At 66.2% G+C, this 14,491-nt stretch carries 12 protein-coding genes; 1 reads left to right on the top strand and 11 read right to left on the bottom strand.

The genetic code is table 11. The features are described from left to right. Nucleotides 1-65: 65 nt before the first annotated feature. The 11 genes from mmsB to MQH31_RS00800 all read right to left on the bottom strand — a co-directional run bounded on the left by mmsB (nt 66) and on the right by MQH31_RS00800 (nt 13,235). Nucleotides 66-1,247, bottom strand: a complete 1,182-nt coding sequence (gene mmsB / locus MQH31_RS00850; protein ID WP_134534339.1) for a multiple monosaccharide ABC transporter permease — start codon at nt 1,245-1,247, stop codon at nt 66-68. Further along, nucleotides 1,244-2,764 carry a multiple monosaccharide ABC transporter ATP-binding protein gene (mmsA, locus tag MQH31_RS00845; protein ID WP_279238375.1) on the bottom strand — a complete coding sequence of 507 codons (1,521 nt, stop codon included), beginning with the start codon at nt 2,762-2,764 and terminating at the stop codon, nt 1,244-1,246. Before mmsA ends, mmsB begins: the two co-directional genes overlap by 4 nt. A 127-nt stretch (nt 2,765-2,891) precedes the next feature. Continuing rightward, the gene (gene chvE / locus MQH31_RS00840; protein ID WP_134534341.1) at nt 2,892-4,016 is read right to left on the bottom strand and encodes a multiple monosaccharide ABC transporter substrate-binding protein; all 1,125 of its coding nucleotides are present in this window, start codon (nt 4,014-4,016) and stop codon (nt 2,892-2,894) included. A gap of 63 nt (nt 4,017-4,079) precedes the next feature. Next, nucleotides 4,080-4,229 carry a hypothetical protein gene (locus MQH31_RS00835; protein WP_243011697.1) on the bottom strand — a complete coding sequence of 50 codons (150 nt, stop codon included), beginning with the start codon at nt 4,227-4,229 and terminating at the stop codon, nt 4,080-4,082. Then, nucleotides 4,229-4,939 (bottom strand): L-ribulose-5-phosphate 4-epimerase, encoded by a 711-nt coding sequence (locus MQH31_RS00830; RefSeq protein WP_243010589.1) that lies wholly within the window; start codon nt 4,937-4,939, stop codon nt 4,229-4,231. The genes MQH31_RS00835 and MQH31_RS00830 overlap by 1 nt, the downstream gene beginning before the upstream one ends. Nucleotides 4,940-5,258: 319 nt before the next feature. Further along, nucleotides 5,259-6,281, bottom strand: a complete 1,023-nt coding sequence (locus MQH31_RS00825; protein ID WP_134534343.1) for a LacI family DNA-binding transcriptional regulator — start codon at nt 6,279-6,281, stop codon at nt 5,259-5,261. 99 nt (nt 6,282-6,380) lie between these two features. Continuing rightward, entirely contained in the window at nt 6,381-7,073 is a 693-nt protein-coding gene (locus MQH31_RS00820; RefSeq protein ID WP_243010588.1) for a cyclase family protein, read from the bottom strand. Nucleotides 7,074-7,150: 77 nt separating this feature from the next. Next, on the bottom strand, nt 7,151-8,470 hold the full coding sequence (locus MQH31_RS00815; RefSeq protein WP_243010587.1) for an APC family permease: 1,320 nt from the start codon (nt 8,468-8,470) through the stop codon (nt 7,151-7,153). Between the two features lie 104 nt (nt 8,471-8,574). Further along, nucleotides 8,575-9,747, bottom strand: a complete 1,173-nt coding sequence (locus MQH31_RS00810; protein ID WP_243010586.1) for a cystathionine gamma-synthase — start codon at nt 9,745-9,747, stop codon at nt 8,575-8,577. Nucleotides 9,748-9,774: 27 nt separating this feature from the next. Beyond that, on the bottom strand, nt 9,775-11,139 hold the full coding sequence (locus tag MQH31_RS00805; RefSeq protein WP_243010585.1) for a cystathionine beta-synthase: 1,365 nt from the start codon (nt 11,137-11,139) through the stop codon (nt 9,775-9,777). A 164-nt stretch (nt 11,140-11,303) separates the two neighbouring features. Beyond that, nucleotides 11,304-13,235, bottom strand: coding sequence for an ABC transporter ATP-binding protein (locus MQH31_RS00800; RefSeq protein ID WP_243011644.1), 1,932 nt, complete (start codon nt 13,233-13,235; stop codon nt 11,304-11,306). A 297-nt stretch (nt 13,236-13,532) separates the two neighbouring features. Here MQH31_RS00800 and MQH31_RS20790 point away from each other — a divergent pair, with 297 nt between their 5' ends. Then, on the top strand, nt 13,533-14,396 hold the full coding sequence (locus MQH31_RS20790; protein ID WP_243010584.1) for an endonuclease domain-containing protein: 864 nt from the start codon (nt 13,533-13,535) through the stop codon (nt 14,394-14,396). The last annotated feature ends 95 nt before the right edge of the window (nt 14,397-14,491 follow it).

Here is a 14,491-nt window from a genome sequence, read left to right as displayed (position 1 = left end):
GCAGGCGCAAAAAAGCGGGCCGGTCGTCCGAAGACGACCGGCCCGCTCGTGCGTGGCGTTCGGGGTCAGCGACCGCCAGAGCGACGCTTGTTGTATACGTCGAATGCGACGGCGCCGAGCAGCACCAGGCCCTTGATGAGCTGCTGGTACTCCGTTCCGACACCGAGGATCGACATTCCGTTGTTGAGCAGCCCGATGATGAAACCACCGATGATGGCGCCGGTGACCGTACCGATACCACCCGTGACCGCGGCCCCACCGATGAAGACGGCGGCGATGGCGTCGAGCTCGAAGCCGTCACCGGCCTTCGGGTTGGCGAGGTTGAGCTGGGCGGTGAAGACGAGCCCGGCGAGTGCCGAGATGACGCCCATGTTCACGAACAGCATGAACGTGACGCGCTTGGTCTTGATACCCGACAGGGCCGCGGCGTTCAGGTTGCCACCGATGGCGTAGATGTGGCGGCCGAAGACGCTGTTGGACATCACGGATGCGTAGACGACGATCAGGATGCCGAGGACGATGAGCACGATCGGCGTGCCGCGGTAGCTCGCGAGCAGGTACGTGATGCCGATGATCATCGCTGCGGTGAAGACCAGCTTGGTGAGGAACCACGCGAACGGCTCGTCTTCTACGTCGTACTTGGCGCGGGCACGGCGCTGGCGGATGCCCTGGAGCACCAGGAAGAGCGTCGCAATGATGCCGATACCGAGGGTGAGCGGTTCGACGGCACTGGTTCCGCCGCCGAGGTCGGGGAGGAAGCCACTGCCGAGGGCGCGGAACTCGTCGGGGAACGGCGAGATCTGCTTGTTCTGCAGTGCGATCTGGGTGAGCCCACGGAAGGTGAGCATCCCGGCCAATGTGACGATGAAGGCCGGTATCCCGAAGTAGGCGATCCAGAAGCCCTGCCACATTCCCACGAGGGCGCCGACGCCGAGGCACAGGATGATCGCGAGCCACCACGGCACATTCCACTGCGTGATCATCACGCCGGACATGGCGCCGACGAAGGCGACGACGGAACCGACCGACAGGTCGATGTGGCCGGCGATAATGACCATGACCATGCCGACGGCGAGGATCAGGATGTAGCTGTTCTGCACGATCAGGTTGGTGACGTTGATCGGCTTCAGGGTGATGCCGTTTGTGGCCACCTGGAAGAAGATCACGATCGCGATCAGGGCGATGAACAGGCCGATTTGCCGTAGCTGGCCGGCGAGGTAATTAAGTGAAGATCTGAACACGCTCATCGCTTGTCCTTGTCCCTTTCCTGGGTCATGTTTTGCATAAGGAATTCAGCCGTCGTCTGCCCGCGGGCCACGTCTGCCGTGATCCGGCCTTCGAAGATGGTGTAGATCCGGTCGCAGATGCCGATCAGCTCCGGCAGCTCGGACGAGATCACGATGACGCCCTTGCCTGCGTCGGCGAGGCGGTTGATGATCCCGTAGATCTCATACTTGGCGCCGACGTCGATGCCGCGGGTGGGTTCGTCCAGGATGAGGACATCCGGGTCGGAGAACATCCACTTGGAGAGAACGACCTTCTGCTGATTGCCGCCGGAGAGCTTCCCGGCGAGGGCCTCTACTGTCGGGGCCTTGATGTTCATGCTCTTCCGGTAGCCCTCCGCGACGACGATCTCCTGGTTAGAGTCGACCCAGCCGCGCTTGGCGATCTTGTGCATGCCCACCGTGGAGATGTTGCGCTTGATGTCTTCGATCAGGTTGAGCCCGTAGCGCTTGCGGTCCTCGGTGGCGTACGCCAGGCCGTGTTCGATCGCGTTCGCGACCGTGCTCGTGTTGATCTTGACGCCGTTCTTGTACACGGTGCCCGAGATGTTGTGGCCGTAGCTGTGGCCGAACACGCTCATCGCGAGTTCGGTCCTGCCCGCGCCCATCAGCCCGGCGATTCCGACGATCTCGCCGGCCCTGACGGTGATGTTCGCGTCCTTGACGACCCGGCGCTGGTGGTCGAGCGGGTGGTAGACGTTCCAGTCTTCGACCCGGAGGAGTTCCTCACCGATGTTCGGCGTGTGGTCGGGGTACCGGCTGCCGAGGTCCCGTCCGACCATGCCCTTGATGATGCGCTCCTCGGAGATGTCATCGGTGTGCATGTCGAGCGTCTCGATGAGCTTGCCGTCACGGATGATCGTGACCTCGTCGGCGATGGCCTTGATCTCGTTCAGCTTGTGGCTGATCATGATCGAGGTGACGCCCTGGCCTTTGAGGTGCTTCATCAGGTCGAGCAGGTGCGCGGAGTCCTCATCGTTGAGTGCCGCGGTCGGCTCGTCCAGGATCAGGAGCTTGACTTCCTTGGACAGGGCCTTCGCGATCTCCACGAGCTGCTGCTTGCCGACGCCGATGTCGCGGATCTTGGTGATCGGGTTGTCCTTGAGACCGACTCTGGCGAGCAGCTTGGCTGCCTCCATGTTGGTCTTGTTCCAGTCGATCCAGCCGTTGTTCTGCTGCTCGTTGCCGAGGAAGATGTTCTCGGCGATGGAGAGGAACGGGCTCAGGGCGAGTTCCTGGTGGATGATGACGACGCCTGAGGCCTCGGAGTCATTGATGGATTTAAAGGCGACCGGCTCGTTTTCGAAGACGATCTCGCCGTCGTACGTGCCGTGCGGGTAGACGCCGGAGAGCACCTTCATCAAGGTGGACTTTCCTGCGCCGTTCTCGCCGCAGATCGCGTGAATGTGGCCTCGCTTCACCGCGAGGGAAACGTCCTGGAGGGCTTTCACTCCGGGAAAGGTTTTCGTGATGCTGCGCATCTCGAGAATATTCGTTGTCACCGTTACTTCTTCTTCCGGTGGAGAGAGGGTGGGTGGTGGTTGTGGTGCTTTCGGTGCTGGCAGTGGCGGCGGGTTACCCGCCGCCACTGCCGGTGAGGAGAAGAACCTACTTGAGGTCGGCTTCGGTGTAGTAACCGGTGTCGACGAGCAGGGCCTTGTAGTTGTCGATCGTGACGACCTGAGGAGCGAACAGGAAGGTCGGGACGATCTTGACCTTGTTGTCGTAGCTCTTCGTGTCGTTGACCTCGGGGGTCTTGCCGTTGAGCAGGTCGTCGGCCATCTTGACGGCCTCGTCGCCGAGCTGGCGCGTGTCCTTGTAGATGGAGGAGTACTGCTGCTTGGCGATGATCGACTTGACCGAAGCGGCCTCGGAGTCCTGACCGGTGATGATCGGGAGCTTGTCGGTGGCGTATCCCGAGCTCGTCAGAGCCGAGATGATGCCGATGGAGAGACCGTCATACGGGGAGAGCACGCCGTCGACCTTGGAGCCGTCGGAGTAGGTGCTCGCGATGAGGTTCTGCATCCGCTTCTGGGCGGTCGCCGGGTCCCAGCGAAGGGTGGCTACCTGGGTGAAGCTGACCTGGCCGCTCTTGACGACGATGACGCCCTTGTCGATCTGCGGCTGCAGGACGGACATTGCGCCGTTGAAGAAGAACGTGGCGTTGTTGTCGTCGGGGCTGCCACCGAAGAGCTCGACGTTGAAGGGTCCGGTCTTGCCGGTCTCCTTGCCGTCCTTGTCCAGCACGCCGAGTCCGGTGAGCAGGCTCGTGGCCTGCAGAACGCCGACCTCGTTGTTGTCGAACGTGGTGTAGTAGTCGACGTTCTTGTTGCCGTTGATCAGGCGGTCGTACGCGATGACCTTGACGCCGGCCGCTGCGGCCTGGTCAAGCTGGTCGCTGAGCGCGGTGCCGTCGATCGACGCGATGATGAGGATCTTCGCGCCCTTCGTCAGCATGTTGCTGATCTGCTGGACCTGGGTCGGGATCTTGTCTTCGCCGTATTCGAGGTCGACCTTGTAGCCGAGCTTCTCGAGGGAGGCCTTGACGGCGTCGCCGTCCTTGATCCAGCGCTCGCTGGACTTGGTGGGCATTGCGACGCCGACGAGTGCGCCGGCGTTGGCGCCCGCTGCAGCGGTCGTCGTGGCTGTGTCGCCTCGTCCGCCGGAGCAGGCAGCGAGGGAGAGTGCGAGTCCAATGGCAGCGATGCCTGCGAGGACCTTACTTGTCTTCACTGAATTACCTTTCGTGGATCTGTTATCAACTCTGATGGCAGTTGTATTGGTGCTGCTATGTGATTACAGGCCTTGTCCCAGTGGGTAGTCGGCCTGGTTCCAACGCACCTCGCGGGTGAAATCCCGAAGGGTGGTGGTCTTATCGATCACGAGAAGCTCGGTGCGAGCGCTCTCGGCGAAATCGTGGGGGTGAGCGGTGAAGAGGGCGGACACTACTTCAGTGCTCCCTGCGGCGCTTGTCCGTAGACGTTCTGATAGCGGTTGAAGAGGGAGTCGATCGCGGCCTGCGGGATCGGGATGAGTTCGCCGCCCTGCCGGGCGATGTGCACGGTTCGCGCGACGTCCTCGACCATGACGGCCGCCTTGACGGCGTCACGGGCGTCCTTGCCGATCGTGAACGGACCGTGGTTCTGCATCAGCACGGCGCGGGAGCGGTGTCCCGTGAGCGCCTCGACGATGCCGCGGCCGATCGTGTCGTCCCCGATGATCGCAAAGTTGCCGATCGGGATCGGGCCGCCGAATTCGTCGGCCATGGCCGTGATCACGCAGGGGATTTCCTCGCCGCGGGCGGCCCAGGCGGTCGCGTAGGTGGAGTGCGTGTGCACGACACCGCCGATCTCGGTCATGTTGCGGTAGACGTAGGCGTGTGCCGCCGTGTCGCTCGACGGGGAGCGGTCGGAGCCAGGGGTTCCCGGGATCACGGCGCCGTCGAGGTCGCACAGGATCATGTTCTCCGGGGCGAGGTCTGCGTAGTCGACGCCGCTCGGCTTGATCACGAAGAGGTCTGCACCCGGAACGCGGCCGGAGACGTTGCCGCCGGTCCAGACCACGAGTCCGTTGCGGGTGAGCTCGGCGTGGAGATCGGCGACTTCGGCGCGGACGCGGGCGATCGCGACCTCGATCTGGGGTCCGTAGGTGCTCATGCGAACGCCACCACATCTGTGGAGATTCCCGCAGCGCACGTGGCGACGTTCGGTCGGTGATCGCCTCTGCTGAGAGAGAGCTCGGCGGATGCGTCGGCTGCGAGCGCGGCCTGTGCGTTCTCGATCACGAAATTCGACTCCTTTGTCATGCGGTGCTGAGGCCGAAGCCATCTGCGTACTCACGTGCGTACTTACATTGTCACGAAATGTGAACGGTCACAATCGCTGTGTTCACATTACGCCCGCAGTGGGCGTTCTTGTCAAGTCACGGCGAAAAGTGGGTGGTTGCGTTTTGATAACCACCCGATTCACGCCGGATTCAGAAGGCGGGCGGGCCCGTCGAGCCGCGAACGATGAGCTCGGGAATGATCGCTTCACGGAACTTGTCCGGGTCTTCACCGGCGATGGTGCCGAGCAGGAGGGCGATGCAGCGTCTGCCCAGTTCGGCGAAATCCTGGCGGACGGTCGTGAGCGGGGGCCAGAAGTGCGCCGCCTCCGGGATGTCGTCGAAACCGACGATGCTCACGTCCCGCGGGATGTCGAGCCCAGCATCCCTGACCGCGTGCATGATCCCGAGCGCCATCTGGTCGTTCGACGAGAAGATGGCGGTGAAATCGCGTTGTCGCAGCAGCTCGCGCCCGGCGTGGTACCCGAAGTCCGCGGTCCAGTCCCCGAGGATCGGGGCGGTCGTCGGAACGTCCATCGCCCCCATCTCCTCGAGGAATCCGCGCATCCGAGCCTCTGCCTCGATCCAGTCCTGAGGCCCCGCGAGGTGGAAGATCCGCCGGTGTCCGAGGTCGATGAGGTGCCGCGTGGCCAGTCGGGCGCCGTGGATCTGGTCGACGGAGAGTGCATGATCGTTGGGCCGGCCCGTCGACTGGAGGGTGACGTACGGCACCTCGATCGAGAGCTGTTCCAGCACGTCGAAGACGCGGACCTGCGGTGCGATGACCACGATCCCCTCCACGGACTGATACATCAGGTGGTCGAGTGCCGCTTCGATGGAGGCCGTGTCGACCGAGGTGAGATTGGCGGTGTTGACGTAGTAGCCCGCCTCCCGCGCCGCATCCTGGATCGCGGCGATGCTGCTCGCGGGGCCGTACTGGGACCCGGAGGCCGACAGCACGCCGATCGTGCGCGACCTTCCCCTCGAGAGGGCCCTGGCCGCCCGGTTCGGCCGGTATTGGAGTTCCTCGATCACCTGGAGCACGCGGGCCTTCGTGGAGTCACGAATGCTCGGGTGATTGTTGAGCACCCTCGACACGGTCTGATGCGAGACGCCGGCAAGGCGTGCGACGTCCCGGATGCTGGGGGCCCGGCCAGTGGGCAGTTCAGCAGTCATCGGGGCCTCGTCTATGAGCACGGTCACAAAAAATTACGCATCCCCAGTATGCACCGCTCGGGAACCGCATTGTGACCGTCACATGGCGGGGATCGCGCCTCAGCCGGCGGGGTGGGGCACTCGCGCGAACGCGCGGACCGGGAAGGTCCCGAAGCCTTCGATCTTCGGGGGCACCGCCGAGAACGCAGCCCCGGAGCCCGGCACCTCCGCCAGTCCGGTGAGATGTTCGACGACGTGGATGCCGGCGGCGAGCAGGACGGAATGGGCCGGCCGTTCCCCGCTCCCCTCGGTGTCATCGATGTTGAGCGAGTCGATCCCGACGAGGGCGACACCGGCGTCGACCAGCATCTTTGCGGCCTCCTCTGTGAGGAAGGGGGCACCGGAGCGGTACTCCGGAGTGCCGAAGTGGCGGTCCCAGCCGGTGTGGATCAGCACCGCAGAGCCGGCCAGGGCGGGGCCGCGCTCCATGAATACCTCTGCGGGAATGCCCCGGGTCGCAGCATCCGTCAGATGGAATACCTCGGCGGGCAGGTCGACAAGGGTGGCGAGGTCGAGACCGGCGAGATCCGCTCCGCCCGCGTAGCGATGGTACGGACTGTCGAGGTACGTGCCGGTATTGCCGATCAGGGTGATCACGTCCATCGTGAATTCGGTGCCGGGAGCGTACGACGCGCGTGAGGCCGCGCGGGTGAGGAATGGCTCGATCACGGGAGCGGGCAGGCCGGGGTAGGTGATGAGACCGGCACGGATCGTGTGGCTGAGATCGATCAGGCGGGCGCGGGTGACGGTCATGGGGTTCTCCTGGCGGGTTCGGCGTTCAGCGGGCTCAGCGGGTTCGGGGCTCAGCGGGTTTTCGGGGCTCGGCGGGTTCAGCGGGTGGCCAGGCGCGATCGGGCGGATCGGCGACCGTGACGTTTGACCTGGCCGATGACCACCGCCACGAGGGCGAGTGCTGCCGGCACGAGCAGGTTCGGGCCGGCGAGCACGAGCAGCGCTCCGGTGAGGAAAACGCTGACCACCGCGAGCCACCAGCCGAGGCTGTACCGGTCGAGGAGGCGTACCGCGGCGATCATGCCGAGCGCGTAGATCGCGACCATGGAGCTCGTGTGGATCAGGATGAACGCAGACAGGGGCAGGTGCTGCGTCACCATGATCGTGAAGTACCCACCGGTGAGCACGGCCACGAGCGTGAGACTGCGGCGCGGAACGCCCCCGGTCTCGACACCCCGGGCGAGCCAGCGCGGGAGGTCACCGTCGCGGCCGAGCGAGGCACCGAGTTTGGCGAAGGCGCCGAGATACACGTTGAGCACCCCGAGCGCGACGATCGCCGCGATCACCGCGACGGACACCGGGCCAACTCCGCCCGGCGACTGGGCGACGAGGGCGAGCAGGGGCACGGCGCCCGATCCCGCTGCGCCGCCGAGGACGGCGACCGTTACGTACTGAAGCGCCAGATAGGCGGCCCCGACCACCACGAGCGCGATCGCGGTCGCCGCCGGGATGACCCGGCGCGGATTGCGGAACTCCCCCGCGATGTGGGTGCCGACCTCCCAGCCGGCGAAGGCCCAGACGAACAGGCTGACGGCTGCGCCGACGCCGGTCCAGCCGTTGGGCAGGAACGGGTGGAAATTCGCGGGGTCCGCTGCGGGGAAGGCGACGGTGACGACACCGATCACGATGACGAGCAGCGCTCCGGTCAGGACGAGCTGTACGGCCCCGGAGACCCGCACACCGAGGTAGTTGGAGACGAACGGCGGGACCAGGATCAGGAGGGCAACCGCAGGCACCGTGCCGGGGTCTGCTCCGATGATCGCCACGACGTATTCAGCACCGAGCATAGCGACGACGGGTGCGCCGAAACCGACGCCGAAGAAGAACCAGTAGCCGGTCATCCGCGCCCAGGTTTGGCCGAGGGCCGTGCGCACGTAGCTCGCCACACCACCGGGGTCCGGGTAGCGGGCGGCGAGTGCGGCGAAAGTGCCCGCGAGCGGGATGGACAGCACGAAGACGATCAGGACCGCGAGCAGGGAGGCCGGCCCCGCCGCCGCCGCCGCAAGTCCCGGGAGCACCAGGATCCCGGTGCCGAGAACGGCGGCGATGTAGAGCGCGGTGCCCTGGAGCAGGCCGAGGCTGCCGGCACCGGAGGGAACGGAGTTCGCGGGCGCATCCGTCGCCGGTGTCGTCGTCATGCTCCTATGCTGCCGGACGACGACCCCCCGCGAAATGGCAGACTAGACACACTCCGTCGATTTCCTGCCAAACTGTCCTCCGCCCGCCCGGGCACCTCACCAATTCAGGGGCGGGAGAGGCTCGCGACCGCGGCGAGGGCCGCGTCGAGGTCGGCAATCAGGTCGGCCTTGTCCTCGATACCGACGGAGAGGCGGATGATGTTGTCAGCCACCTCGAGTTCGGTGCCGCGGACCGAGGCGTGCGTCATTTCGGCGGGGTAGTTCACGAGGGACTCGACGCCGCCGAGGGACTCGGCGAGCTGGAAGAGCTTCGTGGACTCGGCGAAGGTACGCGCTGCGGCAGCTCCTCCGGTGAACGCGATCGAGAGCATGCCGCCGAAGCCGCTCATCTGGCGCTTCGCGAGTTCGTGGCCGGGGTGGTTCGGCAGGCCGGGGTAGTAGACGGCCTCGAGAGCGGCGTGGCCGTCGAGGTGCTCGGCGATCGCCTGCGCGTTGGAGCAGTGCCGGTCCATCCGCACCGAGAGGGTCTTGATGCCGCGCACGGTGAGCCAGGCGTCGAGGGGTGCGGAGACCGGCCCCGTCGCGAACTGCAGGAACTGCGCCTTCTGGTACAGCGCGTCGTCATTGATCACGAGAGCGCCGCCGAGCACGTCGGAGTGGCCGCCGAGGTACTTGGTGGTCGAGTGCACGACGACATCGGCTCCGAACGCGAGCGGATGCTGCAGCGCGGGGCTCGCAAAGGTGTTGTCGACGATCACGGTGACGCCGAAGCGGTGGCCGAGGGTGGCCAGCGCGCCGATGTCGCTGATCTTCATGAGGGGGTTGCTCGGGGTTTCGACCCAGAGGATCTTCGTCTCGCCGGGGATGATCGCGGCCTCGACGGCGGCGAGGTCGGCCAGGTCGACGGTCGTGTTGCGGATGCCGATCGCGCCGTGGACCGTGTTGATCAGGCGGTGGGTTCCGCCGTAGACGTCGTTGCCGAGGACGATGTGGTCTCCGGGGGCGACCAGGGCACGGAGGATGGTGTCTTCCGCGGCGAGACCGCTTGCAAAGGACAGGCCGTGCTTGCCGCCCTCGAGGGCGGCGAGCAGGGTCTCGAGCACGGTACGGGTCGGGTTTCCGCCGCGGCTGTATTCGTAGCCGCCGCGCAGGTGGCCGATGCTCTCCTGGACGTACGTCGAGGTCAGGTAGATCGGCGGGATGACGGCTCCGGTCGTCGGGTCGAATTCCTGTCCGGCGTGGATGGCGAGGGTGTCGAAGTTCGGGGTGCTGGGCATCCGTGGGTCCTTAGGTAGTGGGGGCGCTCAGGCGCTGAGGTAGGTCAGGAGGTCGTGGCGGGTGATGACGCCGAGGGGCTTGCCCTCCGCGGTGACGAGAAGTGCGTCGTCGTGGGCGAAAGCCGCGCGGGCGGCGGCGACGGGTTCGTTGACGCCGATCATCGGGAGGGAGTCGCCGACGTATGCACTGATCTTGTCGGTGAGTTTGGCCTCGCCGGAGAAGACGAGTTCCATCAGATGACGTTCGTCGATCGCGCCGAGCACCTCCCCCATCACGACCGGCGGCTTGGCGGTCAGCACGAGCAGCTGGGAGACGCTCGACGCCGTCATGGCCTCGATCGCGTCCCGCACGGTGTCGATCGGGTGCACGTAGACGAAGGCGGGCAGGGTGCCGGTCTTGCTCTCGAGGAGGTCGGCCACGGTGTGCCCGGCCGGAGCGTTGCTGAAACCGTAGCTGCGCATCCACTTGTCGTTGAAGATCTTGCCGAGGTAGCCGCGGCCGCCGTCGGGCAGCAGCACGACGACGACGGCGTCGGCCGGGAGGGTCGCGGCCGCGCGGAGGGCCGCGACGACGGCCATGCCGCTCGAACCGCCGACGAGGATGCCCTCTTCGAGCGCGAGGCGCCTGGTCATGGCGAAGGAGTCGGCATCGGAAACGGCGATCACCTCGTGCACGACGGCCGGGTCGTATGCGGCCGGCCAGAAGTCTTCGCCGACGCCTTCGACGAGGTACGGCCTGCCGGTGCCGCCCGAGTAGACCGAGCCCTCGGGGTCGGCCCCGATGATCCGCACGGTGTCCCCGGAGACCTCCCGCAGGTAGCGCCCGGTCCCGGTGATGGTTCCGCCGGTGCCGACACCCGCGACGAAGTGGGTGACGGTGCCGTCGGTGTCTCGCCAGATCTCGGGGCCGGTCGACTCGTAGTGACTGAGCGGCCCGTTCGGGTTCGCGTACTGGTTCGGCTTGAAGGCGCCGGGGATCTCCCTGGCGAGCCGGTCGGAGACGCTGTAGTACGACGCGGGGTCGTCGGGGGCGACGGATGTCGGGGTCACGACGACCTCGGCGCCGTACGCGGTGAGCACGTTGCGCTTGTCCTCGCCGACCTTGTCCGGCAGCACGAAGACGCACCGGTAGCCGCGCTGCTGCGCGACGAGGGCGAGGCCGACGCCGGTGTTTCCCGAGGTGGGTTCGACGATGGTTCCGCCGGGCAGCAGCAGTCCGTCACGTTCGGCGGCATCAATGATGCGGGTGGCGATCCGGTCCTTCGCGGAGCCGCCCGGGTTGAAGTATTCGAGTTTGACCAGCACGGTTGCGCCGACCCCCTCGGTGACCTTGTTCAGTCTGACCAGCGGCGTATTGCCGATGAGGTCGAGGATGGTGTCTGCAATCTTCATGGAAGATCCTTCGTCGAGATGTCGTGAGTGTCACCGCGCGGCCTGGGGCACACGCGCGGGACGGCGAGGAGTGTTCGGTGGGGCGAAGGGGTCGGTCAGCGACCCGGACAACACGGACAACGCGGACACCTCAGACGGACGGGCACGCCTCAACTCTAGTACCGCTATTCGGAGAGGAGCCTGGGCGGATCCAGGACGGGACCCGGACCCGTGACCTGCTCGGAATAGAGCCGGGCGTAGACGCCGTTCGCGGCGAGCAGGTCGGAGTGGGTGCCGCTCTCGACGATGCGCCCGCCGTCGACGACGAAGATCACGTCGGCCGCGACGATCGTCGAGAGCCGGTGGGCGATCGCGATCGTGGTGCGGCCTCGGGACGCGGTGTCGAGGGCGGCCTGGACGACGCGCTCCGAGATGGCGTCGAGGGCGCTCGTCGCCTCGTCGAGGATGAGCACCTCCGGGTTCTTCAGGAGCACCCTGGCGATGGCGATGCGCTGTTTCTCGCCGCCGGAGAGCCGGTAGCCGCGCTCGCCGACGACCGTGTCGTAACCGGCGGGGAAGGACGCGATCGTGTCGTGGATGCTCGCGGACCGGGCGGCGGCCTCGAGTTCGTCCGCCGTGGCATCCGGTTTCGCGTAGCGGAGGTTCTCGGCGATGGTCGCGTGGAAGAGGTAGGTCTCCTGGCTCACGATGCCGATGTGGGAGACGAGGGACTGCTGCGCGAGGTCGCGCACGTCGATCCCGCCGAACAGGACCCGCCCCTCCGTCGCCTCGTAGAAGCGGGGAATCAGGTAGGAGACGGTCGTCTTCCCTGCCCCGGACGGCCCGACGAACGCGGCGAACTGGCCCGGCTCGATCGTGAACGAGACCGCGTCGAGGGTGGGCCGGGACTCGCCAGCGGCATCCGGATAGGCGAAGGTCACATCGTCGAACTCGACCCGTCCGGTGGCGGGGCCGCTCTCGGGCACGGCGAGCGCGGCCGGGGAATCCTGGATCGCCGGGACGAGGTCGAGGTACTGGAAGATCCGGGCGAAGAGTGCGCTCGAGGTCTGCAGGTCGAGGGCGACCCGCATCAGGCCGAGCAGGGGGAACAGCAGCCGGGACTGCACCGTCGTGAACGCGACGATCGTGCCGGCGGTGATGTCGGCCGAACCGTTGCTCATCAGGAGGCTGGCGACGAGGTAGACGATCGCGGGGATGCTCGAGAGGAAGATGCTCACCATGGCGAAGAACCACTGGCCGCTCATCTGTTGGCTGACCTGCAGCCGCACCTGGTTGTCGTTTTCGTCGGAGTAGCGGCCGATCTCGGTCTGCTGCCTCGTGAAGCTCTTGGAGAGCAGGATCCCGGAGACGCTCAGCGTCTCCTGGGTGATCGCGGTCATGTCGGAGAGCGATTCCTGCGTTTTGGCGGCGATCCGGGCGCGCACCTGGCCGACGCGGCGCTGGGCGATCACGAGGATCGGCATCAGGATGAGGGCGACGATCGTGAGCTTCCAGTCGAGCAGCAGCATCGCGACGAACGCGGCGAGCACCGTGACGGCATTGCCGAGCAGGCTCGAGATGGTGTTGGTGAGCACGCTCGCGACGCCGCCGACGTCGTTCTGCAGTCTCGACTGGATGATGCCGGTCTTGGTGCGGGTGAAGAAGCTCAGCTCCATGGCCTGCAGGTGGGTGAACAGGCGCACCCGCAGGGCGCCCATCACCGTGTTGCCGACGGTCGCGGTGAGCCAGGTCTGCCACACCCCGAGCAGCTGGGAACCGAGGTAGATCGCGATCATGAGCCCGACGAGGGTCGCCAGGCGCGGCAGGTTGGGCTCTCCCCCGGGCGGGAACAGGCCTTCGTCGAAGGCACGCTGCACGAGCAGGGGCGGCACGACCGATAACGCCGCGCTGATGATCACGAGCACGATCGTGATGGTGAGCGCGGTGCGGTGCGGTTCGAACAGCGCGGCAATCCGGCCGAGCAGGTTCGGGATCCGCGGTGCCTCGGCGTTCTCGGCACGCTGGGCGACGGGGTCACCGCCGCTGATCCGCCCGCGCGGGCGTCCGAACTGTCCGGGCCTGCCGGAGGGGGCTGACCCACCACCGTGGCCGTGCATTGCACTCATGCAGCCAGCCTAAGCGCCGCTGCGGCGGCATCCGCTCGCTCTCGTTGCCCTGCCCCGCTCCCACCCTGCCAACGCGTCCCCCGTGGTTCCGAATTCAGGAGTTGAGCTCGTTTTCGGCTCGAATCCGGCCCGAAACACCCGCTGCGGTGCTCAACTCCTGAATTCGGAACAGTCCGGCGTGCCGCTGCGCGGGTTGTCCACAGGGGCGGAACTGGTCAGGTTCTCCACAGATACTGCCGTGCTGTCCACGTCGACGCCCGCGAACGGGAGGGTTGTCCCATGCCAGGTGTGACGGAAATCCTCACTGCCCTCGAAGGCGTCGCCCAGCGCCGGGAGCTCATCGCGCACGGGGTCACGGGACGACAACTGAGTGCCGCCGTCAACCAGCGGCAAGCCTTTCGCCCACGGAAGGGCTGGTACGCGCTCCCTGGGACATCGAACGAGCTCATCCGGGCCGTCCGGGTCGGCGGCAGACTCGGCTGTGTCTCCGCGGCGAGACACTACGGTTGGGCGGTAGCCGAGCGATCGGGACTACATGTCTGCGTCGCGGACAATGCCGCACGCCTGCGCCTGCCTCATGACAAGCGCGAGCGGATGCCGGCCCCGATTCCACGGGACGTCACGCTGCATTGGGTGGAACATACCGCGAGCCGTCCCGAATCCAGGCTCGTCACATCGCGCCGCGAAACGGTACTGCAACTCGCCCTCTGTCAAAGTCCCGAGCTGACGGTGGCCGCACTCGATTCCTTCCTGCACCTGGACCCGGTGGGGAGTCTCGACCTGGACGTCTGGCTGCGCGAACTGCCCGATGCAGTGCTCGCACGACTCATGGAGTGCAACAGGCTGTGCCACAGTTTCCTGGAAAGCATCGGCCGGATTCGGCTCGCGAATGCCGGCATCCGTGGTCGGCATCAGGTCCGGATCGCGGGCGTTGGCCGCGTGGATCTACTGCTCGCCGACTGGCTGGTCATTGAATGGGATGGGCTGGAACACCACGACAACACTGCGGCGCACGACGAAGACTGCAGGCGGGACGCCGTGTTGGCCACGCAGCGGCGCCGATGCCTGCGTTTCAGCTACAACCTCGTGATGCACCACTGGCCGCTCGTGCTCGCCGCGATCCAGACGACCCTCGCCGGGAACCGGCCCTGAGACCCACGGACCGGCCCCAGGCATCCGCCTGCCGCCCGCCCATCGCCCCTGCAGTGTTCCGAATTCAGGAGTTGCGGCCGCAAACTCCTGGTTTG

This window comes from Cryobacterium zhongshanensis (assembly GCF_022760445.1).
GTDB lineage: Bacteria > Actinomycetota > Actinomycetes > Actinomycetales > Microbacteriaceae > Cryobacterium > Cryobacterium algoricola.
The sequence above is the reverse complement of the archived record's forward strand: the minus strand, read 5'-3'. Positions and strand labels throughout refer to the sequence as shown.